This window comes from Fructilactobacillus sp. X2R1C3, from assembly GCF_059901425.1.
Genome location: NZ_JBWXUW010000003.1, coordinates 69,422 through 93,466, shown reverse-complemented (window position 1 = coordinate 93,466; position 24,045 = coordinate 69,422). Strand labels below are relative to the sequence as shown.

Genomic DNA, 24,045 nt, shown 5'->3' with positions numbered 1-24,045 from the left:
ATTTTTGTTGTATAATGTAAGCGATATTACAGAAAGTGGGGATAGTGTAATGGCTTATTTGAAATTTGATGATTCTAAGTTAAGCAAGTTTGTACATCCAGATGAGTTGCCTGAGATTCAAGCGATGGTGACTGCGGCGGATAAAGAGTTAAGGGATGGTACTGGTGCTGGAAGTGATTTCCGGGATTGGTTATATCTTCCAGAAAATTATGACAAAGATGAGTTTGCAAGAATTCAAAAGGCAGCTGACAAAATCAAGTCTGATTCAAAAGTTTTAGTTGTGATTGGAATTGGTGGTTCATACTTAGGTGCTAAGATGGCCGTTGATTTTCTGAATGGTACTTTTTACAACTCTGAACCTGATGACAAGCGTCGTGGTGTCAAGGTTGTCTTTGCGGGTAATTCACTCAGTGCTCCATATATTCATGATTTATTGAACTACATCGGTGACGATGACTTTTCAATTAACATCATTTCTAAGTCTGGGACCACCACTGAGCCAGCAATTGCCTTCCGAATTTTCAAAGAAAAGTTAGTTAAAAAGTACGGTGAAGATGAAGCTAACAAACGAATCTATGCTACTACTGATGCTCATCGAGGTGCTTTGAAACAAGAAGCCGACGCTAATGGCTACGAAACATTCGTAATTCCAGATGGTGTTGGTGGACGTTACTCAGTTCTTACACCAGTTGGTTTATTACCAATTGCTGCAACTGGTGCTGACATTAGTCAATTAATGAAGGGTGCCCTTGATTCCTCTAAGGAATACACCAATCCAGATGTTAATAAGAATGATGCTTATCGTTACGCTGCATTGAGAAATATCCTTTACAGAAAGGGTTACACCACAGAATTACTCGAAAACTACGAACCAAATATGAGAATGTTCTCAGAATGGTGGAAGCAGTTAATGGGTGAGTCAGAAGGAAAGGATCAAAAGGGAATTTATCCATCATCAGCTAACTTTACAACTGATCTTCATTCATTAGGTCAATACATTCAAGAGGGGCTCCGTGATCTGATTGAAACGGTTGTTAAACTTGATAAGCCGGATTACGACATTTCTATCCCTAAGGAAGAATCAAACCTTGATGGTCTTAAATACCTTCAAGATGACACGGTTAACGAAGTTAATACTAAAGCCTATGAAGGGGTTGTGCTAGCTCATACCGATGGTGGAGTTCCAGTTATGACCGTTCATATTCCTGATCAATCAGAGTATTCACTAGGTTACTTGATTTACTTCTTTGAAGTTGCGGTTGCTATTTCTGGTTACCTAAATGGTATTAATCCATTCAACCAACCAGGCGTTGAAGCATACAAGAATAATATGTACGCACTATTAGGTAAACCTGGTTACGAAGAATTAACCAAGAAGCTTGATGAAGAATTAAAAAAAGAAAACGATAACTAAGTAAATAAAAAGAACGGATTCATTTGAATCCGTTCTTTTTATATGATTAATGATTTGATTGTAATAAGAGAGTTATTCCCATTTTCCCTCAAGAGTACGTAGTTTCTTAATCAAACGTTGTTGGGCTCTTTCAAGGTCATTCATTTGGTCGTCAACGTGCCGGTTTTTATCCATTCCACGTTTGTCATCTCGAGCGGGCTTATCAACCTTAGTATCACGTAGGTTGTTGGTTTGATTTTCGTTTTCAATCAACTCTTTCACAACGTCCATTCGTTCGTTGTAGTTAGCTAGTAAATCAGCATTGAATTTATCTGAGTTTTCTTTTTGAAACTTTTCTTGATCCTTGATTAATTTTTTGAGTTCTTTTTCTTTTGAGTGTGCGTCCATATTGTCATACCTCCAATATAAAAAGAATAGCACTAATGCTGTTTCAATAGCAATCTAATTTTATAAATAAAAATGGTCTTCCGATTATCGGAAGACCATTTATTAGTTTAGATATTATTTGTCAGTATCTTTACGTCTGAAACCAAGTACTGCGGCAAGAGCAACCATGATAGAACCAATGGCACTCATAAGTAGTGTACTTGCTTGACCAGTTTGTGGCAAGATGTGACCATTCTTTTGGTCATTGTTCTTAACTGCAGAAGCTTGACCGTTGTCCTTAGTAGCAATGTGTGAAGTTGTCTTATCATCATTGTTTACCTTAGCAGCAGTTTCTTTGTTTGAAGCATTCTTGTCAGAAACTTCTTTGTTTGAAACAACCTTAGCGGAAGTATTCTTGTTAAGAGCTGCCTTTTGGTCAGTTGACTTCTTTGAAGCATTTAAATCAACCATGTTCTTCTTAGCAGTAGTGTCATTTGACAAGTTACTTACTTGTTGTTTTGATGCTGCTGGAGTTTGTTGAACATTTTGTTGAACGTTAGAAGTCGTCTTTGGAGCTTTGACAGTTTCGTTAGTGTTGGCACTAGTATTTGATACAGATGCCTTTACTGGTTGAGCACTCAAGTTAACAGTCTTAGTGTTTTGTGGTGCAACACTAGCAGTTTGTTGTTGGTTATTTGAAGCAGCTGGAGTTGGTGTAACACTAGCTGATTTTTTAACAGTGCTCAATTGAGTAGTAGGGACATTAGCTCTCAAGTTGTAAGTATATGCTCTGTTATTAGTAGGTCTTGCAGCTGGAGTGCTTACGTTTTGTTGAACGTAGTTTGAACTAGCTTGGTTGTTAGCTCTTGGAGTATATGAATTGTTGTTAGTGTTTTGGCTTGGTGTGTAAGTACTTGCACTACCACCGTTAAATCCGTTAACACGTCCGAATAATACGGTACCAGGGAAGTAGCTAAGTGAATCGTTGTAAATAACACCACGGTTTTGAGCATCAAGCATTAAACCATTACCTAAGTAAATTCCAACGTGGTAAAGATCTCCACCGTTAGAGAAGAATACTAAATCACCTTTTTGAGCTTGGCTACGTGAAATGTGTTGTGTAGCAGGGTATTGACTGTAAGTAGTTCTTGGAAGACTGTATCCAGCCTTGCCAAATACATATTGAACGAATCCAGAGCAATCAAATCCTGCTGGTGTACTGCCACCCCAAACATATGGAGTTCCAACGTATTGTCTACCAATGTTAACTACTTGATCGGCATTAGTGTTTTGAGCTCTAAAGCTGACATTTTGAACTCTAAAATTAGTTGCGGCTGCACGAGCGGCACTCAATTGAACGTTCGAGTAAGAATGAGTTGCTGGGGTAACATTGTTGTTTTGAGTGTTAGTCTTAACAGTTTCAGTCTTAGCTGATTGTGCAGGGGTAGTAGTTTTAGCATCAGCTTGTTTTGCATCGTTGTTTGAAACTGGTGCTTGCTTAGCAGGTGCTTGTTGAGTAGTTTCAGATTTAGTAGCTGGAGTTACATTATTTTCAGCTTTTTCAGTATTTACTGATTGTGCTTGTGTAGTAGCTTCGGCTTTAACTGAATCATTGTTAGTAGTCTTTTGGTCAGCGTTGTTGTTTTGGTTGTTATCTGCTTTAGCAGAAACAGCGTTGTCTAAATTATTAACGTTAACATCAGCTTTAGCTGATTGTGCAGGAGTAACGGCTTCTGCAACCTTGTTTTCAATCTTGTTTGGTGTAACAGTTGATGTTTGGTTATCGTTTTTAACTGCATCATTGTTAGCATCATTTTGATTGTTTTGGTTGTTTTCAGCTACTTGATTATTATCAGTAGTTGCTGATTGATCGTTAGTAGTTGTAGCCTTTGTTGCATCATTAGTGGTGTTGTTTACATCATTATTTGAAGCAACATTAGTTTGAGTAGTGGCATCTTTAGTAGCATTAGCATCGTTTGTTTGATTATCAACGTTAGTGTTAACTTTGGCTGCGCTCTTAGATGAATCATTTTTAATAGTGCCATTATCTTTCTTGGCACTTTGAGTAGCTTGTGTGTTATTTCCTAAGGCGTCAGCGTTAACAACGCTACTGGTAGTTAGAAGGCCACCGGCAACCATTGTAGTTGCAAGGGCAGCAAACATCCATCTCTTACCAGCTTTGTACATTTTATAGTGTAATTTATCATTATTCATATATTTAATTTCCTCCTTTGGAATATATAAACAATAACATCAAAACTATGTGAAAAAAAGAGTTAAACTCAAGCGTAACTATAATGATATAGTGCGAAACATTCAGGAAATAGTTTGTTAAACTAGTAATGTTTCAGTAACATTAGTGTAATATAACTGTGTTACTTACAAAACATGACTAAACGGCTTGACTACGACGTTATGTGACAGTTAGTAATGATTTATATGGAGACAGTATTCATACACAAAATAAAAGAGTTAGCTGTCATGACGGGTATTACAGCTTGTATCTTTTAATACTATGGGTGAATAGATTTATCGATCATTGAACGAGATTTAGAATCTAGTTATCGAAGATATAATTTTACTGATATTTTAAGACTACAGTTGATTTTGTTTTACAAAAGTTTTGGTTTTGACTTAAAAGAAATTAAAAAAATTATGAACAATCCAGATTTTAGTTTTCACAATAAAGTCCTGATTCAAGGGATGCTTTGTCTGAAAAGACCCAATTAATGAAAAGTATTTTAATTTGTTTGCTGTTAATTCATTAAAATAATCATTAGGGAATAAAAATACTTATTATAATGGAAGAAAAATTTACAAATCACACAAAAATCAGTTTTAAAAATATTATGATAGTAGGATTGGAACTGGTGCTACAGAAATTTTGGTTCAATCAATTCAAAAATATGCAAAGTAATGACCCTAAATCCCCAAGACGTTTTTATCAAGCACTGATTAACCGAATTGTTCAATGTTTGGTAGAATTAGTGTAAATACACTTATGGGGGGGATTATGATGGCATATGGAAACTTAGACTATTATTATGCAATATTAGGATTACCCACAACAGCTAACAAACAAGAAGTTGATCGAGCTTATCGCAAATTAGCTAAGAAGTATCATCCCGATGTTAATCATTCCCCTGATGATGCCTCCAAGTTCAAAGAAATTACCAGTGCATACGAAATTATTAAAGAAAATAATTACAGTTCTGGATCATATGCAGGATCAAGTCAGTCTAGTTATGAGTCACATTCTAGTGAATCTAACGCTAACAATGATTCTTATCAGCAAAACACTAATTATAATTATTCTAATTACCAGCATCAAAATCAAAGTCATGAACCTCATCATTTTACTGAAGCTGACATTGGTAAGGTAATTTTCTGGATTGCAATCGCAATTTCGATTGCGACGGTAGTGATTGTCATCAAAGTACTACCTCTTAGTATTATTTATGCGGTTTTGATTGTGTGTGGAATTTTGTATTACTTCTATCAGAAAAAGTGATTAATTATAAAGATCGAGCATTAAAATGCTTGGTCCTTATTTTTATTAATTAAGTTTTTATTGTAATAAAAGCTTACATGAAAAAATTCTTTATGGTAGATTAATCATTGCTGAAAAATTAGGAGGTTAAGTATGCCAAAGGATTTTAAGGAAGAATTATTGTTTACTGGATTAATGGCCGGAATGATGGTGATCGTGATGGAGGCCTATAATATTGCACTCGGAAGTGGGGTTGATTCTACTTTTGTTAAAAGTGTGTTAGTGGGTTATCCATTTGCGTTAGTTATTGCGGCTGTTTGCGATTTGCTTTTTGTGGGACCACTTGCAAAGGGGATCTTTTTCAAATTTATCTTTAATGAAAAAATGGAAGAGAAGCCACTTTTGATTTCTTTAGGAATTTCAATTTTGATGGTGTTAGGAATGGTAACTTGCATGTCAATTTTCGGAATTGTAGTTGAAGGCGGATTGTCAAGTCTTAATCTAGCAACGTTTGGGATGACGTGGATTAGAAACTTGATTTTGGCTCTACCATTACAACTTCTGATCGTTGGACCAATTGCTAGAATGGTTTTGGGTAAAGTTCAAGAAATCAGGAATTAAAATCAATTCAATAAAAAAGAACCATTTCAATAATTATTGAAATGGTTCTTTTAGTATTTATAGTTGAGTATACTGGGCTCGAACCAGTAAATTGCGGATTCAGAGTCCGCTGCCTTACCAATTTGGCGAATACTCAATAATTGAACATCTAATATACTACAATTCTTTATGGACAGTTGTCAACAGAAAATTTTGCATTACTTTGTTGACAGACCGGTTTAAATTGGGTAAACTATGTAATTGTTCAGTTTATTGCCCGTTGGTCAAACTGGTTTAAGACGTCGCCCTCTCAAGGCGGAGCTATGAGTTCAAGTCTCATACGGGTAATTCAAAGATGATGGTGCCTTCAAACATAGTTATGTTTGAGGGCATTTTTTTATAAATAAATCTGAGGAGGATTTGGATATGTGTACTTCAATTATTATTAAATCTACGGATGGTCATCCGTTTTGGGGCCGTACGATGGACTTTATGGTTTCACTTTTTGATTTCCCTAACGAAAAAGCAGCTGTCTCAACTAAAATCGTAAATATTCCTGCAAATCAGATAATTCAGTCAGAATTAAAAAACTGGCGTAGCAAGTATGCAGTTATGGGGATTGGCCCTGACGAAGGAAGTCTTCTGTTTGATGGTATCAATGAAAAAGGAATCACCGGAGATCTTCAGGTTCTTCTGGAAACCACTCATGGAAGTGAAACAGATTTAAAAGCTCGTAATCTAACACCAGTTTTTGGTGAGGAATTTGGGACATATGTTTTAACTCAATGTGCAACGCTTGATGACATCAGAAAACTCGCTAAGACCACTGGATTGATTGATAAACATTATGTTTTTCATGGAAAGGCTGGTAAGCTTCATCTTCATTACACCTTTTCTGATGAAAACGGGAATTCCATTGTGCTTGAAGCGACGGATAATGGTGGATTTAAAATATACGATAGTATTGGAGTGATGACCAATAGTCCGAAATATTCATTTCATACTACTAACCTTAGAAATTACGTTTCGTTAAATGCTTATAATCAGAAGCCGACTAAGATTGGTGGAAAATTACCGGTTAATCCAATCGAAGGTGGTACTGGATATGGAATGTTTGGGCTTCCAGGAGATTATTCTTCACCATCGCGGTTTATTCGGGCAACTTTTATCTCGAAAAACATGGATGAATTTTCCGATGCTGAAGGAATAAGCACTTTATACAATTGTTTTAAGCCATTCATCGTTCCAAAGGGTATCAGTAAAAATCCTGATTTGCCGCAACAATGTGATTCTACTCAGTATTGGGTTGGTTATGACGTCAAAAACCGGACCTTGTATTTACAAACACCAAGCTGTCCGACGATGACCCGTGCTACTCTTGATCCTAACCGCACTGAAATTGAGAAATTTGACGTTGATCAGACGTGGAAAGTTAATGAGCCTCAGTAAATTCAATCTGGAGGCATTTTGCTCTCTTAATTTTTAGAGAAATTGGTATAATTGAGGTTATTAGGAGAAAAAAATGAATTTTTCAAAGACAAAAGCTAAAATAAAAAAAATGATTGAAAACCAGAGTATCCCAGGCGCGGCGTTTTCGTTTATCACTGGGATGAACGTTGAAAGTGATGAGATGGGATTAAAGCAAGTGGAGCCAACGAAAAAAGCCGTTGGACCAAACGACGTTTACGACATTGCTTCTTTGACCAAAGTGGTCGGGACCCTGCCGGTTATCATGCGCTTGCTTCAAGATGGGCGAATTCACTTGGATGATTCTGTTTCTGATTATTTACCAGAATGGAAGTATCCAGAGGTTACCATTCGTCATTTGTTGACCCATACGTCCGGGATTGAAGGGTACATTCCCAATCGAAATCAAATGAACATCAATCAGCTTCGTGAGGCCCTTTTAGGTCTTCATGTAGGTGATAATTTTAACAAGCAAATGAAATACGAAGACGTGAACTATATTTTCTTAGGATGGATTGCTGGATTGGTAATGGGAATTCCCATTCAACCACTGATCACGCAAATGATCCTAAAACCACTTGGTTTAAATGACACGACTTTTCATCCAGAAGCGCAACGTTCTGTTCCCACCACGTACAATGAAGAAACCCGTACTAATTTGCAGGGTGAAGTTCATGACCCCAAGGCGCAAATCTTGGGCGATGACTGTGGTTCAGCTGGGATGTTTAGTACTTTAAATGACTTGTCTCGTTTTGCTCAATGGATGCTTCAGGTTAATAGTCGTAGTAGTATCTTTAATAATGAGACGTTTGATGAGTTGTATACCGATCAGACGCCAATGGGGGATGGCACTCGGTCATTTGGATGGGCTTTAGCTGATTACGAAGGTCATCCGTACATTTGGCAGTCTGGTTACACAGGGGTGGTAATCGTACTCAATCGTAACCAAAAGAGTGGCTTTGTCTTTTTGTCTAATCGGGTTCACCCTCACTTAAGTGAGCATTTCATGGAAGATCGAAATGACTTAATTGACACTTATCTTGATGAACTATTTAATTAGATTAAAAACACGTTTGCTTTATTTTTAAGGCAAACGTGTTTTTCTTATTTATAAGGAACTTTAAGATAACTGTTTTCCAAATCAATCGTGTACTCAATCTCTTGATTCCCGCATTGAGTCATCTGAAAGTCAGTTCCGTATAGTACTAGTCCAAGTTTTCTGCCAGCTGGAAGGTGGTAGAAGGTTGGTTGTAACGTTAAATCAATATCATAAAATCGGTTTGGGACCAATTGATCGTTTTGATAAGCAGAATGGCGATTCTGAAGGTTCATATGTCCAAACGAAATCATTTTATTTGGTGTTGAATGCTTATTTAAGGTGAATTCCCGTAGATCATCCGTGTACCATTTGTGTCCTAGTAGAATTCCCTTGGGCTCAAGAATGGTTGGGGTAACATTCAATCTTTTAGCATCTCCGTAATCGACCAATTGGGCTGACAAGATTCCGACGTTCTTAGACGTGGCAATGCGCAGGTGAAGGGTACTAAATCCCGAAATGATTTGCTCTTCACTAAGAGGTAAGGTCTTAAAGATCAAACGGTGTCCTTTTAACGAACTGTTTGGATCAAGTAAGTCTTTTTCCCACCGTGTTGGATTAGAACAGTATGCCTTAAATCGCGACGAATCCAACTGGTCTTGGTATTTAAGTTGGCCTTTGTTTGAAGTTTTGCTTAGTTTTTCATCATTTAAATAGTATTTTTTACTATGATTATCAAGCCAGTTATTCTTTTTGTTCCACGTTTCCGGCTTGACGTTGTCTTGTACAATCATATTTGGGATTTGGTTCATTACGTTATTCTCAATCCCATATAACTCATGTGAAATCCACATATTGACGATATCGTTGAAATCAAACGAACGAAAGGCGTTGATGTAAATGTGTTGACCTTGGTGAAGGATAATCTTTTGATTAATTGGAAGAGACTTGATTCCTTGCCATAGTTTGGCTGCGTTGACTGGTTTAACGTTCCAATCGTTTAAGCCTTGCACGATTAAGACATCGGCTTTAATGTCTTTAACGTTGTTTCGGTAGTTTCTTTTGTCCCAAAATTCGTTGTAATTTCCAGTAGTGCGGTCCATCTGTTTTTGCATAATCGATAAGTAACGATCAAAGAAAGGACGGATCTGGAAATTATCACCAGGGTTGAGACTTCTACTGAATGTCTCAACCGCTAAAATGTCAGCGTCTTCTCCCTGAAATCCACCCGGGGCCATTACAAGACCATTTTCACGATAATAGTCGTACCAAGAAGAGATGGCGGCTTCTGAAATAATGGTTTTAAGGCCGCCCACTCCAGTAGTTGCTGCAGCATTGGCAAGAGTTCCTAGGTAGGAACGTCCGGTCATTGCTACGTTACCATTGGACCAGTCAGCCTTGATCTCGATGTTGTCCGTTCGGTTGGTGAATGCCTGTCGTTTATGATTGAGCCATTCAATTACCGCAATTGTTGAATCGGTTTGTTCGGGGGAACCGCACGTCTGAATTCCGTCAGAATCTTTGGTTCCAATACCAGCTGAATAAACCACTGCATATCCCCGCATTAAAAAGTAGTCATTTAAGGTATAACCAGGCTTTGCAACGTGTCCCTCAGTGGCTTCATCAGAAAAACCCTTTGGTGTTCTAGTACTAAACTTTTGGGGTTGTTCTTCGTACATAATGTCAGAATAAATGGTATCATCTGGTTCTTTTCGAATAATTGGTTTGTTTACATCATGAGTGATTTGGTCTCCAAGTACATCGTTTGTCCCTTGATCGTATGGACTAGCAGTGTAAAGGGTTCCTAGCTTGAAATTAGTTTTGGGACGGATGATCTCAGCTTTAACTAAGTCAGCTTTTCCATCCTTATCAGAATCGGTGTCGGTTTCAACGTAGACAGTTTCATAAATGAGGTCTTCTGGTTCAAAGATGGCCTGCGCTTTGCCATTAAAGAAGAGGGGCTTGTCTTTTGGAAATCCCTTAAAGAATCCCTGATTTGCTAAGTGATCAAGGTAGGTCTGACCAGTCTTGTTATGAGTAGTTAGTAGAAGGTACCAAGCCTGAAGCAAGTCGTTTATGTCCCACTGACCAGCTTTATTGAGGTACTTCAAGTTAATTTTTTTCATTGCTGCCAGTGGTGCATCAACCTGAAAGTCGACGTTTGCTTGAAATTCAAGCAGTTGGAGAGCTACTAGATAGAAAACCCGTTGGTTGACTTCACCATTGTTTTGCAAGTAATCGCCAAGTCGTTTATCGGGAGTTGCTAGTCGATTATTCAATTGCTCCATTTGACCACTTTCATTATTTACGTTAATAAGCGTTTTACTGAGTAATTTCAAAAATGCTTCTGAAACGGTTTGAGAATTTTCAATGTCTGTTGGATTAAAACCAACTTGGGCTAACTCTTGCTTAGCGGTGTTAAGGTCAACTAGTACTTGTGCGAACTGATTATTTTTCATGTCATCCACCACTCCTTCTTTTCAGTAATTATGCCATAACCAGAGAAGGGTGTTAACGAATTGTGACTAAAATTCCTGATGGATTGTGTATAATGGAGTTAATCTAAATGGGGAAGTGTTATTATGCTAATTTGGATTCATTTGTTAACATGGTTGGTGCTGTTGATTGTGGTTTGTATCGCTCTTTTTTCGAACTGGCACTTTAAAGTCATGACGATGATTGCCAGACTTTGTTATGTAATTTTGATTATTTCAGGAATTTTTCTGATCCCATTTGCGTGGGGACGTGATCCGGTTTTGACGATTATCAAGATTGTTTGCGCGTTACTATTGATTGGTCTGATTGAGATGGCGTTTGCCTTTAAATCACAACAGAAACTTTCAAGATGGTTTTTGTGGTTGACTGTGATTGCAATTATAGTGGTGGCAATTCTTGGGTTGTTGCTGGCTGGCGGTCGACCGTTTATTCATTTTATGTAAAAAAGAAGCACTACCAATTTGATTGGTAGTGCTTTAGTTTTAAAATGAGTTAACTTTTACTTTTTTCTTATCTTCTGAAAAATCGGTATCAGGATACTTCTTTTCAAGTGCGTGAAACATCATTCGCTTTGCTAGGTTTCCGTTTCGAGCTAGGATGGGTCCATGAAAATAGGTACAAACGGTGTTTTTATAGATGGCACCCTCGGTCCCATCTTTTCCGTTATTTCCATGTCCCTTAATGACCTTGCCAAGTGCTCGTTCGCTTGGTCCCAGGTATGTAACCCCGGCGTGGTTCTCAAAGCCATGGTATTTTTCCTTGGTTTGTTCGTTTTGAATTTCAATGTTTCCAATGAAACGATTATCTTTCATTGCGTCTGTGTAGTGATCAAGGGCGCCAATGCCAGGAAGTTTTTCGCCATTAGCCGCAACGTAGTAGTTTCCGAGTAACTGGAAGCCACCACAGATTGCGATGACTGGTTTACCCTGTTCAATGAAACGTTTAATTTCATCCTTTTTGGTTTGAATGTCTTTTGAAACAATGGTTTGTTCAAAGTCTTGTCCACCACCGAAAACCATGAAATCATAATCATCAGCATTGAAGTTTTCTTCAAGGCTCACAACGTCAGAGGTGACCTCAATACCAATTTGTTTGGCATAGTATCGTAAAGATAAAATGTTACCAATATCACCATAGGTATTCATTAAATCACCGTATAAGTGAGCCACTCGAATGGTTTTTGTCATTAGTCCATTCCTCCTTTAATGAATCCTTTTTGTGCTAGTAAATGTCTGAATTGAAGCATGGCCGTGTACGTTGCCAGAACGTAGACTTTTTTGGTGGGTAACTGTTTGATTTGTTCCAGCACTTTTTCAATGTTTGGTTCAATGTTTGGTTCAATGATGTGATTATCATCATGAACTCCAGCAACCTTAAGGCGGAAGGTGATATCTTTGTATCGTTCACCACCCGAAATGAATTTCTTAATGTTCATCTTTGGCAGACGTTCAAAGTCACCGTCCCAGATCCAACTTGTGTCAATTCCGTCAGCATAATTGGCATTTTCAAGGAAAACAAACGAAAATGGTTCTTTTTCATGAGAAATCATGTCAATGACCTGGTTAAGTCCCACTGGATTTTTAACTAAAACAATGGTGACTTCTTTATCGCCGACTTTGATTTCTTCTTGTCGGCCAAAGAGTCGTTTGTTGGTTTCAAAAGCGTGTTTAATTTGATCAGGACGAACTCCCATTTGTCGACCCGCCGCATAAGCAGCTAGGGCATTGTAAATATTGTACGTCCCCCCAACATCGATTGAATACTGATTTCCATCAATGTCGAAGGTCGAACTAGTAGGGGTTTCGTCCACCACTTTGGTGACTTTGTAATCTAGTTCTGGGCGATGGAAGCCGCAGTTGGGGCAGAAATAGTCACCCAGATTTCCATAAGTGATGTAATGGTAGTGCATAATGTGCGAACAAACGGGACAAAGAACACCATCCGTGTTAGGGGCTGCCTTGATGTCTTTATCAGCTGGTTGATCTTGAAAGCCATAGAACACTTGTTGATTTGGCATTTTTTTAGAGTTAAAAATGGCGGAATCACCGTTTGCAACCACTAAGGCATCTGGAGCTAGTAAGATCCCATTTAAGATTTTTTGGTAGGTAGTGTAAATCTCACCATAACGATCCAGTTGGTCACGAAAGATATTAGTCAAAACAAACATCTTTGGTTTGATGGCCTTAACAACTGGTTTTACGTTGGCTTCGTCAACTTCTAAGACCGCAATTGGATTTTCACCATACTTGGGATGCTTGGCTTGTAAAAAAGTTGAGACAATTCCCTGAGTCATGTTAGATCCAGTTGGATTAGTCAGAATTTGATCATATTCTTCCTTTAGGACTTGAACGATCAGTGCGGTAGTCAAAGTTTTACCGTTCGTTCCTGACACAATAATCACATCGTAATTTTCACCTAGCGTCTTTAAAATGTTGGGATCAATCGCTGTGGTTATCTTTCCTGGTAATGAGCTACCACGGTGCAAAAAGTTATGCAAGAACCAGTAAGATGACTTACCAGCCATGGTGGCAATTCTACTCTGAAATGACATAATGAGTTCTCCCTTAGAAATGATTAGTTTTACACAATTAAAAATAATTCTATCATAAAATCACTCTTATAAGTAAGAATAGTGACTAATTTAAGAAAAAGCAATTATTCAAATGGTAGAACAAATTTTGAATTTGGATGCGAAAAAGTGGTAAATTCGATATAATGAAAAAGTTAGTGAAAATAGAGAAAAGGTGATAGCTTGGCACAACTATTCTTTCGTTACGGAGCAATGAACAGCGGAAAATCAATCGAAATTATCAAAGTCGCTCATAACTATGAGGAACAGGGTAAATCAGTTATTTTGATGACAAGTGGCGTTGATACCAGGGAAAAGAAGGGGACCATCGCTTCTCGGATTGGGTTGACTCGTAAGGCACTTTCAATTAATTCCGATTCAAACGCATTTAAAATGATAAAAGATGAAATTGAAAAACGCGATGAACCCATTAGTTGTGTGCTAGTTGATGAAGCCCAGTTTTTAAATAAACATCACATCTTTGAATTAACCGAAGTGGTTGATCAATTACATATTCCGGTCATGGCATTTGGACTTAAAAATGATTTTCAAAATAAATTGTTTGAGGGATCGAAGTATTTACTATTGTATGCGGATAAGATTGAAGAAATGAAAACGATTTGTTGGTTTTGTGAAAAGAAAGCCATTATGAACCTAAGAGTCCATGATGGGAAGCCCGTTTATGAGGGCGAGCAGATCTTTATGGGTGGTAACGAGTCATATTATCCTGTTTGTCGTTATCATTATTTCAATCCTCCGATTGAAGCACAAAAGAATAAGGAGTAATAAGAATGGCTGAAGCCGATATGGATAAAATCTTTGATAAATTACAATCCGTTTCTGACAGATACGATGAATTAAACGAACTGATAAGTGATCCGGAAGTGATTGCTGACACACAGAAGTTCATGAAACTCTCAAAAGAAGAGGGCAGTCTCAGAGAAACGGTTGAAACTTACAATAAGTATAAAAAGATTAGTAAACAATTAGATGATGATGAAACCATGTTAAGAGAAAAACTTGATAGCGAAATGGAAGACATGGTTAAATCCGAGATTAGTGACTTAAAGGATCAGAAAACGCAACTTGAAGATCAAATGAAGTTGTTGTTGATTCCTAAGGATCCTAATGACGAGAAAAATATTATCATGGAAATTCGTGGAGCAGCTGGTGGAGATGAAGCCAGTTTGTTTGCAGCGGACTTGTATAACATGTACACCAAGTATGCCGAACGTCAGGGATGGAAGATTGAAGTAATCGACGAAACTGATACCGAAGTTGGTGGTTTTAAAGAGATTGTTCTAATGATCACTGGTGATAAAGTTTATTCCAAGTTAAAGTACGAAAATGGTGCTCACCGAGTACAACGAATTCCATCAACGGAGTCGGCTGGACGAGTTCACACTTCTACAGCTACCGTTGGTGTAATGCCTGAGGAGGAAGATGTTGACATTGACATTGATCCTGGCGACATTCGAACGGATGTCTATCGTTCCTCTGGTGCGGGTGGTCAGCACATTAATAAAACCTCATCAGCCGTCCGAATGACCCACCTCCCAACTGGGATCGTGGTTGCCATGCAAGATGAACGTTCTCAACAACAGAACCGTGCTAAGGCAATGCGAGTGTTAAAAGCGCGTGTCTACGACTACTACAAACAAAAAGAACAGAATGAGTACGATGAGAAACGGAAAGATGCCATTGGGACGGGTGATCGTTCTGAACGGATCCGGACTTACAACTATCCCCAAAATCGAGTTACCGACCATCGCATTGGTTTGACATTGAACAAGTTAGACAAAATCATGGATGGTGATTTAGATGATATTATTGATGCATTAATTGTTTCTGATCAAGCTAAAAAGCTGGAGAAATTGAATGACTCAGAAGCTTAAAAATAACGCAACTGTTTTTGAAGCCCTTAAATGGGCTTCTTTGCGTCTGGAGCAAGAAAATTTGGATCCTGATCAAGGTCGCCAAGTAATGAGATCTTTGATGGGTTGGAATTTGACGGATTTATTGATGAATTATCGGTTTAATTTGTCTGATGATCAGGAAGCTAAATTTATTGAAATGATAGAACGGGTTCTAGATCATGAGCCGCTGCAATATGTAATTGGAACTGTTAATTTTTATGGCTACACGTTTCAAGTTAATCCCAGTGTTTTGATTCCAAGGCCTGAAACGGAAGAATTAGTGGAGTGGATCTTAAATGATTACGATGATCATCCTATTAACGTATTGGATGTTGGAACTGGTAGTGGTGCCATTGCGGTTTCATTAAAAAAGCAACGCCCAAGTTGGGAAATAACTGGTTCTGATATTTCACTTGATGCATTAAAAATTGCTCAAAAAAATGCAACGTCAAATTACGCCGAAATTAATTTCGTGCAAAGTGACCTATTTGACGCTTTTAGTGAACAAAAATTTGACCTGATTGTGTCTAATCCACCATATGTGGCTCAAAATGAGATTAAATATATGGATGAAAGTGTCTTAAAATATGAGCCACGTCAGGCTTTGTTTGCTGATGATAATGGGCTTTCAATCTATCAGAGAATTTCGCGTGACGTTGATGCTCATTTAAAGAGGGATGGCTCTCTTTATTTAGAGATTGGCTTTAGACAGGGAGATCCAGTTCAAAAGATTTTAATGAAGGATAATAAAAAACGGTCGGTTCGTCTCCGAAAGGATATGGAGAAGCGAGATCGAATGATTAAAATGAAATAAAGGAGAATTTTTAAAATGGATACAAAGATATTTACGCCGGATCAGATTGATGCGGCCGCAGAGGAACTTAAGAAGGGGAACCTCGTTTCTTTTCCCACCGAAACAGTTTACGGATTAGGAGCCGATGCTACTAATGTCTCAGCGGTTAAAAAAGTTTATAAGGCTAAGGGGCGTCCAAGTGATAACCCGTTAATCGTTCATGTTGCTGATGTTGAGACGGTTGAAAAGTATGCTCAACCGTTAGACGAAGACGTCAAAAAATTAATGAAAACGTTTTGGCCTGGTCCATTGACAATCATCTTAAAGTTAAAAAAGGGTGCACTTGCTAAAGAAGTTACTGGTGGACTTGATACCGCTGCCTTTCGAAATCCCAATAAGCAGTCAACACTAAATTTGATTAAGAGCGCTGGTGTTCCGTTAGTTGGTCCATCAGCAAATACGTCTGGCAAACCTAGTCCGACCCTTGCAAAGCACGTTTATCATGATTTAAATGGTAAGATTGCTGGAATTTTAGACGACGGTGCCACTGACTTTGGGGTTGAATCGACGGTTATTGATATGTCAACCGGGAAGCCGGCAATCTTGCGGCCTGGTGCAGTTACCGTTGACCAGATTGAAAAGATCATCGGGCCAGTTGACGATGCCGTTCATCATGTTAGTGCGGATCAGGTTCCAAAGGCTCCCGGAATGAAGTATCGTCATTATGCCCCAGATGCTCAAGTTCAGATTGTTGATCATAAAGATGATTGGAAGCGAGCGGCTGATTGGATTAAAAGACAAGATGGAACTGTAGGGGTGATGGCAACTGACGATGTAATTGATGCAGTTGATTGGCCGAACAATGCAGAAACCTACAGTCTGGGACAAGATATTACCACGGCTAGTCATTTACTGTTTGCCGGACTTCGCCAATTTGATTTAGAAGATGGTATTGACAATATTTTGACACAGGGATTTACTCCGACTGCATTAGGGGAAGCTTATATGAACCGCTTAAACAAATCTGCAGGACAAAAGCACTTTGAATAGTATACTTAATTCAAATAGTGAAATGAGGTAGATATCATGTCAGACAAAGATTACGAAAAGATGGATCCTGAGCTTTGGGACGCCATTCACGGTGAAAAGAAGCGTCAAGAGGACACAATTGAGTTGATTGCATCCGAAAACATTGCTTCAAAGGGTGTTCGAGCTGCCCAGGGTTCCGTTTTAACCAATAAATATGCGGAAGGATATCCCGGTCATCGTTATTACGGTGGCTGTGAGTATGTTGATAAAGTAGAGACGCTTGCCATTGAACGAGCAAAAAAGTTATTTGGTGCCGAGTATGTAAACGTACAACCTCATTCCGGCTCTCAAGCTAATCAGGCGGCATATGCTGCTTTCTTAAAGCCGGGAGAGAAGATCCTTGGAATGGATCTAAATGCCGGTGGACACTTGTCACATGGTGCTAAGGTTAATTTTTCTGGCAAGATTTATCAGTCGTTCACCTACGGAGTCAATCCTAAGACCGAACAATTAGATTATGATAATATTCAAAAGATTGCAGAGGAAGTGAAACCACAAATTATCGTGGCTGGTGCGTCTGCCTATAGTCGAATCATTGATTGGCGGAAATTTAGAGAGATTGCGGATAGTGTGGGAGCCTACTTAATGGTAGATATGGCTCACATTGCTGGACTGGTTGCAACCGGATTACATCCTAGTCCAGTAGGAATTGCCGATGTAGTTACAACGACAACGCATAAAACCTTGCGTGGTCCTCGTGGTGGGATGATTTTGAGCCAAGATAAGTACGCCAAAAAGATTAAATCAGCCGTCTTTCCTGGCACCCAAGGTGGTCCTTTAGAACAGGTAATTGCTGCTAAGGCCGTTGCCTTTCATGAAGATTTACAACCCGATTTTGTTACTTACTCCAAACAAATTCTTAAAAATGCAAATGTCATGGCTAACGAGTTCAATAATTCAAAACATTTACGAGTAGTTTCTGGTGGAACCGATAATCATTTAATGACCGTTGATCTAACTGATACTGGTTTAAATGGTAAACAAGTCCAAGACATGTTGGATTCATTAATGATTACTACTAACAAGGAAGCAATTCCAAATGAAAAATTGAAACCAACCTTAACTAGTGGACTACGAATTGGAACTCCTGCGATTACTTCAAGAGGATTTGATGATAATGATTCAAAGAAAGTTGCTGATTTGATTATTAAAGCCATTGACAATTATGATCAGCCCGATGTTTTGTCTCAAATCAAGAGCGACGTGGCTGAATTGTGTAAAGAAAACCCAATTACACGATAGGAAGCTAGAAATTTTTCGTTATTCCTTGTGTTATAATACTTATAAATATAATACAAAGAGGAGAGTGCGTTATGGGCGAGTTTCACGTAATGGATCATCCGTTGATCCAACATAAATTAAGCATTATTAGAGATAAGAATTGTGGGACACGTGAGTTTAGAGAAGTCGTTAATGAGATTGCTAGCTTGATGGTTTTTGAAGTTGCTCGTGATATGCCGCTTAAAGACGTCGAAGTTGAGACACCTGAAGGAACTGCGCACGCTAAGAAATTAGCTGGTAAAAAAGTTGCTGTCGTTCCCATTCTTAGAGCTGGAATTGGAATGGTTGATGGAGTACTTGACCTAATTCCGACAGCCAAAGTTGGTCATATTGGGATGTATCGTGATGAAAAAACCTTTCAACCTCACGAGTACTTTTTAAAGTTGCCAAGTGATATTGGTGAGAGACAAATCTTTGTAGTTGATCCAATGCTTGCTACGGGTGGATCGGCAATTATGGCGCTTGATGCATTAAAGAAACACGGCGCTAATCCCAAGAACATTAAGTTTGTTTGTTTAGTTGCCGCTCCTGAGGGAGTTAAAGCGGTGCAAAAGGCTGAACCTGAAGTTGACATTTATGCCGCTGCACTTGACGATCATCTCGATCATGGATACATCGTTCCTGGTTTGGGTGATGCTGGTGACCGTTTGTTTGGAACAAAATAAAAATAATAATTTTAAGTGAGAGTTAGTGAACTCCCACTTTTTTGTTAGATTGCTTTACGTAAAGGCCGGGTTTAAGGTTTGTCAATTTCGATTGTGAGGTAATTGTTATAAAGACTATAAAATTAGAATTTTTGGTGCTTTATAGCTTTGAAATTTGCCTGAAATGGTGGTATTATTTCATCAGATTTGAATAAGTGAGCTTTTGACTTGTTTGAATATAGAATCGCAATTATTCAACTACTTTTTATGGCACGTTTTTTATTGCGAGTGATAATAGTTGCGAAAAGAGGTGATATCTGTGGAGCCAACTCGTACTTTTCAATTTTTAGGTCTTACTTTCAACGTCAGCAATATGATTTCTGGTGTGATTGTGGCTGTTATTTTGTTCGCTTTTATATTCGTCTGCTCGAGAAACCTGCAGTTGAAACCAAAAGGGAAACAGAATTTATTGGAGTACATGATTGATTTTACAAATGGAATTATAAAGTCAACGATTGGTAATGATGCGCCTAAGAACTATGGACTATGGGCATTTACGCTATTCTATTTCATCTTAATAGCCAACTTACTTGGTTTGTTCTTGCATATTCAGGTAGGTGATATTGTCTATGTTAAGAGTCCTACGGCCGATCCAATCGTTGCTTTGACGTTCTCATTAATGTCTCTGACATTTGCTATGTATTGCGGTGTTGAGAAATTAGGTTATAAGGGACACTTTAAGGGATTCTTACAACCTGTCTTCTTGTTCCTACCGATCAACCTGCTTGAGGAGCTTACGAACTTCTTAACACTTGGAATTCGTGTTTATGGGAATATCTTTGCTGGTGAATTGTTGGCCGGGATAATTGCTAATTTAGCATTTTCAAATGGATTGTGGCTGATTCCAGTCGCTGCCCCACTTGAGTTAGCATGGCAAGGATTCTCAGTGTTTATTGGCTGTATTCAAGCCTATGTATTTGTAACATTATCATCTGTATATGTTTCTCAAAAATTATCAATTGAGGAATAAGAAAATAGGAGGATTATATTATGGGAGCTATTGCTGCTGGAATCGCAATGTGTGGTGCCGCTATTGGTGCCGGAATTGGTGACGGTTTAATTATTTCCAAGATGCTTGAAGGTATGGCACGTCAACCAGAATTATCAGGAACCCTTAGAACTAATATGTTCATTGGTGTTGCCTTAGTTGAAGTTATGCCCATCTTGGCCTTTGTTGTTGCCTTCTTGGTTATGAACAAATAGAGAAAACATTTTCTTAGTTTAGAAAAAGGAGGTGTCAATAGATGTATACACATTTAGTTATTGCGGCTGGATTCAATGTTGGTGATATGCTGTTTTATGCCATCTTGTTCTTACTCTTGATGTGGATTGTTAAGATTTTTGCATGGAAACCCGTCACAAAGATGATGCAAGATCGTGCAACTAAAATTGCCAACGATATTGATTCTGCTGAACAATCACGTAACGATGCTGCTAAGTTAGCCAAAGAACGTGCCGATGCATTACAAAACTCGCATGACGAAGCAACCAAAATCGTTAGTGATGCTGAACAAGCTGGTCAAAAACGTCGCGACACAATTATTTCCGATGCTCAAGATGATGCTAAAACCTTAAAGGATAAAGCTCATAAAGATATCGAACAAGAACGTGAAGACGCTTTAGCAAGTACTAAAGATGATGTGGCAGATTTATCTATTGAGATTGCTTCCAAAATCATTAAGAAGAACTTAAATGCTGATGATCAAAAAGCATTAATCGATTCTTATATTGAAGGGCTAGGTAATCCAAATGAGTCTAGATAAGGTTACACTTGCCAAAAGATATTCTAATGCGCTCTTTCAAGTACTAGAAGAGCATGATGAGTTAGAAACAGGGAACGCTGATTTAATGGCGATTAAAGACATTTTTCAAAGTGATCCCGGTTTATCTACCGCATTGGCAGGACCAGTACTTGATCTTAAGCAAAAAGATTCGATCATTAATTCTTTGATTGATGGCGCAACTTCTCAGTACGTCAAGAATTTTGTAAAGATGGTCTATGACTATGGGCGTATTAATGATATGGTCGCGATTATTGATGAATTTGGCAAATTATATGATAAGAAACAAGGAATCGTGCGTGCTAGCGTAGTTACAGCAGTTCCAATGAATGACGAAGAGAAAGACAAGCTAACTAAGACATTTGCCAAACGGGTTGGTGCTAAGACGGTTGACTTATCTGCGAAAGTAGACAGCAGTATTATTGGCGGTGCAATTTTGTCGTCAGATAACGTTGTTTACGACGGAAGTGTTCGTACTAAGATTAAAGAAGTACGGAAATTGCTCTCTTAGTCGGTAAGATATCTATATTGAAGAGGTGAAACTTTTATGAGCATTAAGGCTGAAGAAATTAGTGCCCTAATTAAAAAACAATTAGATGGCTACAAAGACGAACTTAACGTCGACGAGACTGGTGTCGTTACCTATGTTGGTGACGGTGTCGCTCGTGCATATGGTCTAGATAATGCTTTATCCGGTGAATTACTGGAGTTCCAAAACGGTGTTTATGGAATGGTGCAAAACCTCGAAAGCAACGAAGTTGGTATCGTTGTTTTAGGTGACTTTACAGGTATTCGTGAAGGTGACAGTGTTAAAAGAACCGGAAGAATCATGGAAGTTCCTGTTGGAGACAATATGGTTGGACGAGTTGTGAACTCATTAGGTCAACCAATTGATGGTAAGGGTGAGATCAAAACTGATCAAACTGCTCCAATTGAGAAAAAAGCACCTGGAATCATGCAGCGTCAAAGTGTTAAACAACCACTACAGACTGGAATCAAGTCGATTGATGCTTTGGTTCCAATTGGTAGAGGTCAACGTGAGTTGATCATTGGTGATCGAAAGACTGGTAAAACTTCAATTGCGATTGATACAATCTTGAATCAAAAAGATCAAGATATGATTTGTATTTATGTTTCAATTGGACAAAAGGATTCAACTGTTAGACAACAAGTAAACACCCTCCAAAAATATGGTGCGATGGATTACACGATTGTTATGTCAGCTGGTCCATCTGAACCTGCTCCCTTGCTTTACATTGCGCCATATGCTGGTGCAACCATGGGTGAGTATTTTATGGACAAAGGTAAAGATGTTTTGATTGTTTTCGATGACCTAACGAAACAAGCTAATGCCTATCGTGAACTTTCCTTAATTTTGAGACGTCCACCTGGTCGTGAAGCTTATCCTGGTGATATCTTCTACACTCACTCACGTTTACTTGAGCGTGCTGCTAAGTTGAGTGACAAGATGGGTGGCGGTTCAATGACCGCTCTTCCAATTGTTGAGACGCAAGCAGGGGATGTTTCCGCTTATATTCCAACTAACGTAATTTCAATTACTGATGGTCAGATCTTCTTAAACTCTGACATGTTCTATTCTGGAGACCGTCCAGCCGTTGATGCTGGTACTTCAGTTTCTCGTGTTGGTGGAGATGCCCAAATCAAGGCAATGAAAAAGGTTGCCGGTACATTACGTTTGGATCTTGCTTCATATCATGAACTTGAATCGTTTGCTCAATTCGGTTCTGATCTTGATGAAGCTACTAAAGCTAAACTGGATCGTGGATCTAGAACGGTGGAAGTATTAAAACAACCACTTCATTCGCCACTACCAGTTGAAAAACAAGTTTTGATCTTGTATTGCTTGACTCATGGCTATCTTGATAAGATTGCCGTTGATGATGTTTTGAAATTCCAGGATGAGATCTTCAAATTCTTTGATGCAAATTATTCTGACTTACTTGAAAGCATTAAGAAAACTGGTGATCTTCCGGATGAAAAGAAGCTAAACAGTGCAATCCAAGAATTTGCAAGCACCTTTAAGCCTTCAGCTAAGGGTGACAGTATAGTTAATAGTAATTAACTTGAAGGGAGGATAACAACTAATGGCTGAATCGATGAATGATGTAAAGCACAGAATCGCATCGACCAAGAGTACGCGTCAGATTACCGAGGCGATGCAGATGGTTTCAACGGTTAAGTTGAACAGAATTCAGGCACATACAGAGAATTATAATCAGTATGTATCTAAGGTTAAGTCTGTAATCGCTCATCTGGCTCAGTCCGATTTGTTAGAGGATAATAAACCTTCAAGTCAAGATTCAAAAAATGCTAAGAAAAAGACTGCCTATATTGTAATTTCATCTGATCGTGGAATGGTTGGAAGTTACAATAGTAATGTAATTAGAGGTACTAATGAGTTTATTGAAAAAAACACTCCCAATACCGATGATTATATGATTTTAGCAATTGGTGGTAATGGAGCTGACTTTTATAAGAAGCGTGGAGCAAATGTTGCGTACGAAAACCGTACCGTTTCAGATGTTCCCACTTATACCGAAGTGCAAGGGATCGTTAAGGCCATTACTTCTATGTATAATGATGGAATTTATACTGATTTATACATTTGTTATAATCACTTCGTTAACCGAATTTCCTCTGATTTTAGAGCTGAAAAGCTTCTTCCAATGGATAAAGAGTCAATTCAATCATCTATGGAAGATAAGAATAGTGGTCAAGCTGGATCTGATGTCAAAGTTAAAAACTTGATTGAAGATTATGATATTGAGCCATCCGCTAAGGCTGTACTTGGTGTCGTAATTCCACAATATGCTGAAAGTTTAATGTATGGAGCGATCTTGGATGCCAAGACAGCTGAACATGCTTCCAGTTCAACCGCAATGAAATCAGCCACTGATAATGCCGATGATTTGATTTCATCACTTGAACTCAAGTATAACCGGGCACGACAGGCAGCTATCACTACTGAAATTACAGAAATTACTGGTGGTCAAGAAGCATTGAACCATTAATAGATGGGAGG

General features: G+C 38.4%; 25 protein-coding genes and 2 tRNA genes. 21 read left to right on the top strand and 6 right to left on the bottom strand.

The window, feature by feature from the left end; all coding sequences use genetic code 11:
* Nucleotides 1-49 precede the first annotated feature (49 nt).
* The gene (locus AC6UDD_RS04430; RefSeq protein WP_500719058.1) at nt 50-1,414 is read left to right on the top strand and encodes a glucose-6-phosphate isomerase; all 1,365 of its coding nucleotides are present in this window, start codon (nt 50-52) and stop codon (nt 1,412-1,414) included.
* Nucleotides 1,415-1,486: 72 nt separating this feature from the next.
* Here AC6UDD_RS04430 and AC6UDD_RS04425 read toward each other — a convergent pair whose 3' ends face one another.
* Both AC6UDD_RS04425 and AC6UDD_RS04420 read right to left on the bottom strand, forming a co-directional pair.
* Entirely contained in the window at nt 1,487-1,801 is a 315-nt protein-coding gene (locus AC6UDD_RS04425) for a hypothetical protein (protein ID WP_500719056.1), read from the bottom strand.
* A 114-nt stretch (nt 1,802-1,915) separates the two neighbouring features.
* Nucleotides 1,916-3,994 carry an NlpC/P60 family protein gene (locus AC6UDD_RS04420; protein WP_500719054.1) on the bottom strand — a complete coding sequence of 693 codons (2,079 nt, stop codon included), beginning with the start codon at nt 3,992-3,994 and terminating at the stop codon, nt 1,916-1,918.
* Between the two features lie 309 nt (nt 3,995-4,303).
* On the opposite strand from AC6UDD_RS04420, the gene AC6UDD_RS04415 reads away from it, so the two are divergent.
* From AC6UDD_RS04415 to AC6UDD_RS04400, 4 genes are all read left to right on the top strand, one after another.
* Nucleotides 4,304-4,510: a MerR family transcriptional regulator gene (locus AC6UDD_RS04415; protein ID WP_500719302.1), complete on the top strand. Its 207-nt coding sequence runs from the start codon at nt 4,304-4,306 to the stop codon at nt 4,508-4,510.
* Between the two features lie 71 nt (nt 4,511-4,581).
* On the top strand, nt 4,582-4,773 hold the full coding sequence (locus tag AC6UDD_RS04410; RefSeq protein WP_500719052.1) for a hypothetical protein: 192 nt from the start codon (nt 4,582-4,584) through the stop codon (nt 4,771-4,773).
* A gap of 23 nt (nt 4,774-4,796) precedes the next feature.
* Nucleotides 4,797-5,291 carry a DnaJ domain-containing protein gene (locus AC6UDD_RS04405; protein ID WP_500719050.1) on the top strand — a complete coding sequence of 165 codons (495 nt, stop codon included), beginning with the start codon at nt 4,797-4,799 and terminating at the stop codon, nt 5,289-5,291.
* 132 nt (nt 5,292-5,423) lie between these two features.
* On the top strand, nt 5,424-5,891 hold the full coding sequence (locus tag AC6UDD_RS04400; protein WP_500719048.1) for a DUF2798 domain-containing protein: 468 nt from the start codon (nt 5,424-5,426) through the stop codon (nt 5,889-5,891).
* A gap of 63 nt (nt 5,892-5,954) precedes the next feature.
* Here AC6UDD_RS04400 and AC6UDD_RS04395 read toward each other — a convergent pair.
* Nucleotides 5,955-6,027, bottom strand: a tRNA-Gln gene (locus AC6UDD_RS04395).
* 117 nt (nt 6,028-6,144) lie between these two features.
* Here AC6UDD_RS04395 and AC6UDD_RS04390 point away from each other — a divergent pair.
* The 3 genes from AC6UDD_RS04390 to AC6UDD_RS04380 all read left to right on the top strand — a co-directional run bounded on the left by AC6UDD_RS04390 (nt 6,145) and on the right by AC6UDD_RS04380 (nt 8,397).
* Nucleotides 6,145-6,218 (top strand) — tRNA-Glu (locus AC6UDD_RS04390).
* Between the two features lie 78 nt (nt 6,219-6,296).
* Nucleotides 6,297-7,319 carry a linear amide C-N hydrolase gene (locus AC6UDD_RS04385; protein ID WP_500719046.1) on the top strand — a complete coding sequence of 341 codons (1,023 nt, stop codon included), beginning with the start codon at nt 6,297-6,299 and terminating at the stop codon, nt 7,317-7,319.
* 73 nt (nt 7,320-7,392) lie between these two features.
* Nucleotides 7,393-8,397 (top strand): serine hydrolase domain-containing protein, encoded by a 1,005-nt coding sequence (locus tag AC6UDD_RS04380; RefSeq protein WP_500719044.1) that lies wholly within the window; start codon nt 7,393-7,395, stop codon nt 8,395-8,397.
* A 44-nt stretch (nt 8,398-8,441) separates the two neighbouring features.
* On the opposite strand, the gene AC6UDD_RS04375 is transcribed toward AC6UDD_RS04380, so the two are convergent.
* Nucleotides 8,442-10,832 carry a Xaa-Pro dipeptidyl-peptidase gene (locus AC6UDD_RS04375; RefSeq protein ID WP_500719042.1) on the bottom strand — a complete coding sequence of 797 codons (2,391 nt, stop codon included), beginning with the start codon at nt 10,830-10,832 and terminating at the stop codon, nt 8,442-8,444.
* Between the two features lie 123 nt (nt 10,833-10,955).
* Between AC6UDD_RS04375 and AC6UDD_RS04370 the strand changes: the two genes are divergently transcribed.
* Entirely contained in the window at nt 10,956-11,312 is a 357-nt protein-coding gene (locus tag AC6UDD_RS04370) for a DUF1516 family protein (protein ID WP_500719040.1), read from the top strand.
* Nucleotides 11,313-11,351: 39 nt separating this feature from the next.
* Here the strand turns inward: AC6UDD_RS04370 and AC6UDD_RS04365 are convergent, their stop codons facing one another.
* Both AC6UDD_RS04365 and AC6UDD_RS04360 read right to left on the bottom strand, forming a co-directional pair.
* Nucleotides 11,352-12,056, bottom strand: coding sequence for a type 1 glutamine amidotransferase (locus AC6UDD_RS04365; protein WP_500719038.1), 705 nt, complete (start codon nt 12,054-12,056; stop codon nt 11,352-11,354).
* Nucleotides 12,056-13,420: a MurT ligase domain-containing protein gene (locus AC6UDD_RS04360; protein ID WP_500719036.1), complete on the bottom strand. Its 1,365-nt coding sequence runs from the start codon at nt 13,418-13,420 to the stop codon at nt 12,056-12,058. Before AC6UDD_RS04360 ends, AC6UDD_RS04365 begins: the two co-directional genes overlap by 1 nt.
* Nucleotides 13,421-13,651: 231 nt before the next feature.
* Between AC6UDD_RS04360 and AC6UDD_RS04355 the strand changes: the two genes are divergently transcribed.
* The 12 genes from AC6UDD_RS04355 (at nt 13,652) to AC6UDD_RS04300 (ending at nt 24,034) form a co-directional block, all read left to right on the top strand.
* The gene (locus AC6UDD_RS04355) at nt 13,652-14,224 is read left to right on the top strand and encodes a thymidine kinase (RefSeq protein ID WP_500719298.1); all 573 of its coding nucleotides are present in this window, start codon (nt 13,652-13,654) and stop codon (nt 14,222-14,224) included.
* A gap of 20 nt (nt 14,225-14,244) precedes the next feature.
* A complete protein-coding gene (prfA, locus tag AC6UDD_RS04350) occupies nt 14,245-15,333 on the top strand; it encodes a peptide chain release factor 1 (RefSeq protein WP_500694425.1) in 1,089 nt (362 codons plus the stop codon).
* Complete coding sequence (prmC, locus tag AC6UDD_RS04345) at nt 15,317-16,168, top strand: peptide chain release factor N(5)-glutamine methyltransferase (RefSeq protein WP_500719033.1); 852 nt, start codon at nt 15,317-15,319, stop codon at nt 16,166-16,168. The genes prfA and prmC overlap by 17 nt, the downstream gene beginning before the upstream one ends.
* A gap of 15 nt (nt 16,169-16,183) precedes the next feature.
* Nucleotides 16,184-17,197 (top strand): L-threonylcarbamoyladenylate synthase, encoded by a 1,014-nt coding sequence (locus AC6UDD_RS04340; RefSeq protein ID WP_500719031.1) that lies wholly within the window; start codon nt 16,184-16,186, stop codon nt 17,195-17,197.
* 36 nt (nt 17,198-17,233) lie between these two features.
* The gene (gene glyA / locus AC6UDD_RS04335; RefSeq protein ID WP_500719029.1) at nt 17,234-18,478 is read left to right on the top strand and encodes a serine hydroxymethyltransferase; all 1,245 of its coding nucleotides are present in this window, start codon (nt 17,234-17,236) and stop codon (nt 18,476-18,478) included.
* A gap of 71 nt (nt 18,479-18,549) precedes the next feature.
* Nucleotides 18,550-19,182: a uracil phosphoribosyltransferase gene (gene upp / locus AC6UDD_RS04330; RefSeq protein ID WP_500694349.1), complete on the top strand. Its 633-nt coding sequence runs from the start codon at nt 18,550-18,552 to the stop codon at nt 19,180-19,182.
* A gap of 292 nt (nt 19,183-19,474) precedes the next feature.
* A complete protein-coding gene (gene atpB / locus AC6UDD_RS04325) occupies nt 19,475-20,191 on the top strand; it encodes a F0F1 ATP synthase subunit A (RefSeq protein WP_500719294.1) in 717 nt (238 codons plus the stop codon).
* A gap of 20 nt (nt 20,192-20,211) precedes the next feature.
* Nucleotides 20,212-20,424: a F0F1 ATP synthase subunit C gene (gene atpE, locus AC6UDD_RS04320; protein WP_010021947.1), complete on the top strand. Its 213-nt coding sequence runs from the start codon at nt 20,212-20,214 to the stop codon at nt 20,422-20,424.
* 41 nt (nt 20,425-20,465) lie between these two features.
* Complete coding sequence (gene atpF, locus AC6UDD_RS04315; RefSeq protein ID WP_500694351.1) at nt 20,466-20,984, top strand: F0F1 ATP synthase subunit B; 519 nt, start codon at nt 20,466-20,468, stop codon at nt 20,982-20,984.
* Complete coding sequence (gene atpH, locus AC6UDD_RS04310) at nt 20,971-21,513, top strand: ATP synthase F1 subunit delta (RefSeq protein WP_500719027.1); 543 nt, start codon at nt 20,971-20,973, stop codon at nt 21,511-21,513. Before atpF ends, atpH begins: the two co-directional genes overlap by 14 nt.
* 36 nt (nt 21,514-21,549) lie before the next feature.
* The gene (atpA, locus tag AC6UDD_RS04305; RefSeq protein ID WP_500719025.1) at nt 21,550-23,085 is read left to right on the top strand and encodes a F0F1 ATP synthase subunit alpha; all 1,536 of its coding nucleotides are present in this window, start codon (nt 21,550-21,552) and stop codon (nt 23,083-23,085) included.
* A 22-nt stretch (nt 23,086-23,107) separates the two neighbouring features.
* Complete coding sequence (locus tag AC6UDD_RS04300) at nt 23,108-24,034, top strand: F0F1 ATP synthase subunit gamma (RefSeq protein ID WP_500719023.1); 927 nt, start codon at nt 23,108-23,110, stop codon at nt 24,032-24,034.
* Nucleotides 24,035-24,045 lie beyond the last annotated feature (11 nt).

What these genes read in the sequence shown, in the direction of transcription:
- AC6UDD_RS04425 (WP_500719056.1), bottom strand. Translation starts at nt 1,801, where the DNA reads ATGGACGCACACTCAAAAGAAAAAGAACTCAAAAAATTAATCAAGGAT.
- AC6UDD_RS04405 (WP_500719050.1), top strand. Translation starts at nt 4,797, where the DNA reads ATGGCATATGGAAACTTAGACTATTATTATGCAATATTAGGATTACCC.
- AC6UDD_RS04400 (WP_500719048.1), top strand. Translation starts at nt 5,424, where the DNA reads ATGCCAAAGGATTTTAAGGAAGAATTATTGTTTACTGGATTAATGGCC.
- AC6UDD_RS04300 (WP_500719023.1), top strand. Translation starts at nt 23,108, where the DNA reads ATGGCTGAATCGATGAATGATGTAAAGCACAGAATCGCATCGACCAAG.
- atpH (WP_500719027.1), top strand. Translation starts at nt 20,971, where the DNA reads ATGAGTCTAGATAAGGTTACACTTGCCAAAAGATATTCTAATGCGCTC.
- AC6UDD_RS04355 (WP_500719298.1), top strand. Translation starts at nt 13,652, where the DNA reads ATGAACAGCGGAAAATCAATCGAAATTATCAAAGTCGCTCATAACTAT.
- AC6UDD_RS04360 (WP_500719036.1), bottom strand. Translation starts at nt 13,420, where the DNA reads ATGTCATTTCAGAGTAGAATTGCCACCATGGCTGGTAAGTCATCTTAC.
- AC6UDD_RS04340 (WP_500719031.1), top strand. Translation starts at nt 16,184, where the DNA reads ATGGATACAAAGATATTTACGCCGGATCAGATTGATGCGGCCGCAGAG.
- AC6UDD_RS04370 (WP_500719040.1), top strand. Translation starts at nt 10,956, where the DNA reads ATGCTAATTTGGATTCATTTGTTAACATGGTTGGTGCTGTTGATTGTG.
- AC6UDD_RS04365 (WP_500719038.1), bottom strand. Translation starts at nt 12,056, where the DNA reads ATGACAAAAACCATTCGAGTGGCTCACTTATACGGTGATTTAATGAAT.
- atpF (WP_500694351.1), top strand. Translation starts at nt 20,466, where the DNA reads ATGTATACACATTTAGTTATTGCGGCTGGATTCAATGTTGGTGATATG.
- AC6UDD_RS04410 (WP_500719052.1), top strand. Translation starts at nt 4,582, where the DNA reads ATGGAAGAAAAATTTACAAATCACACAAAAATCAGTTTTAAAAATATT.
- upp (WP_500694349.1), top strand. Translation starts at nt 18,550, where the DNA reads ATGGGCGAGTTTCACGTAATGGATCATCCGTTGATCCAACATAAATTA.
- prmC (WP_500719033.1), top strand. Translation starts at nt 15,317, where the DNA reads ATGACTCAGAAGCTTAAAAATAACGCAACTGTTTTTGAAGCCCTTAAA.
- AC6UDD_RS04380 (WP_500719044.1), top strand. Translation starts at nt 7,393, where the DNA reads ATGAATTTTTCAAAGACAAAAGCTAAAATAAAAAAAATGATTGAAAAC.
- glyA (WP_500719029.1), top strand. Translation starts at nt 17,234, where the DNA reads ATGTCAGACAAAGATTACGAAAAGATGGATCCTGAGCTTTGGGACGCC.
- AC6UDD_RS04385 (WP_500719046.1), top strand. Translation starts at nt 6,297, where the DNA reads ATGTGTACTTCAATTATTATTAAATCTACGGATGGTCATCCGTTTTGG.
- atpA (WP_500719025.1), top strand. Translation starts at nt 21,550, where the DNA reads ATGAGCATTAAGGCTGAAGAAATTAGTGCCCTAATTAAAAAACAATTA.
- AC6UDD_RS04420 (WP_500719054.1), bottom strand. Translation starts at nt 3,994, where the DNA reads ATGAATAATGATAAATTACACTATAAAATGTACAAAGCTGGTAAGAGA.
- AC6UDD_RS04430 (WP_500719058.1), top strand. Translation starts at nt 50, where the DNA reads ATGGCTTATTTGAAATTTGATGATTCTAAGTTAAGCAAGTTTGTACAT.
- AC6UDD_RS04375 (WP_500719042.1), bottom strand. Translation starts at nt 10,832, where the DNA reads ATGAAAAATAATCAGTTCGCACAAGTACTAGTTGACCTTAACACCGCT.
- prfA (WP_500694425.1), top strand. Translation starts at nt 14,245, where the DNA reads ATGGATAAAATCTTTGATAAATTACAATCCGTTTCTGACAGATACGAT.
- atpE (WP_010021947.1), top strand. Translation starts at nt 20,212, where the DNA reads ATGGGAGCTATTGCTGCTGGAATCGCAATGTGTGGTGCCGCTATTGGT.